General features: G+C 66.3%; 1 protein-coding gene and 1 pseudogene. Both read right to left on the reverse strand.

Features of this window, described 5'->3' with window-relative positions; all coding sequences use genetic code 11:
* Positions 1-119, reverse strand: a pseudogene (locus KVT44_RS59720) (Type 1 glutamine amidotransferase-like domain-containing protein); the annotation flags it as partial.
* An 89-nt stretch (positions 120-208) separates the two neighbouring features.
* Complete coding sequence (locus KVT44_RS55540) at positions 209-349, reverse strand: LuxR C-terminal-related transcriptional regulator (RefSeq protein WP_308314430.1); 141 nt, start codon at positions 347-349, stop codon at positions 209-211.
* Between the last annotated feature and the right edge of the window lie 247 nt (positions 350-596).

Consider the following 596-nt stretch of genomic DNA (forward strand, 5'->3'; position numbering starts at 1 on the left):
ACTGACGCCGTGGGAACGAACACGACGTTCGCCGATCCGAACGGCTTACCCAGCATGTCCCGCAGCGCATCCCGCAGCGTCTCGTTGCGCAGGCCACTCGCCGTCAACAGAAAGTTCATCGGGCGAGCCAAGCACGGCTGACGGGCGCGCGCAACGAACCCAGGATCCACCAATACCGTCATGGCCTGGCCGCATCAGGAACAGGCACTCACATACGGCCGTTCGACAGCAGTCGCAGCTCACGGCCGCGCTGCACCGCCGAGGACCGGTCCCCGGCACCGAGCTTGGCGTCGATCCGTCGGATGTGGGTGTTGACCGTGTTGAACGAGACCGACAGTTCGGCGGCTATCTCAGGCCGGGTGAGGTTCGTCGGTAGCTGCCCGTGGTGCGGATACGGGCGCTTTGAGGGGCACGATGGTTGTCGCGTTCCTCGAGGCGCCCGGAGTGTGGCCTTTCGTGACTGTCAGATGGTGGGGTGCTGGTCTCGGACCGGGCTGAGCGACTCCAGCAGCGACGGTCCGGGGGTGTTGGTCGGGTGGTGGTGGTCGGGTGGTGGTGGTCGGGGTGGGGGGTTGAATCGGGTCGTCCGGTTGGGT

The sequence above is a fragment of the Streptomyces sp. GbtcB7 genome, assembly GCF_019091445.1.
GTDB lineage: Bacteria > Actinomycetota > Actinomycetes > Streptomycetales > Streptomycetaceae > Streptomyces > Streptomyces mirabilis.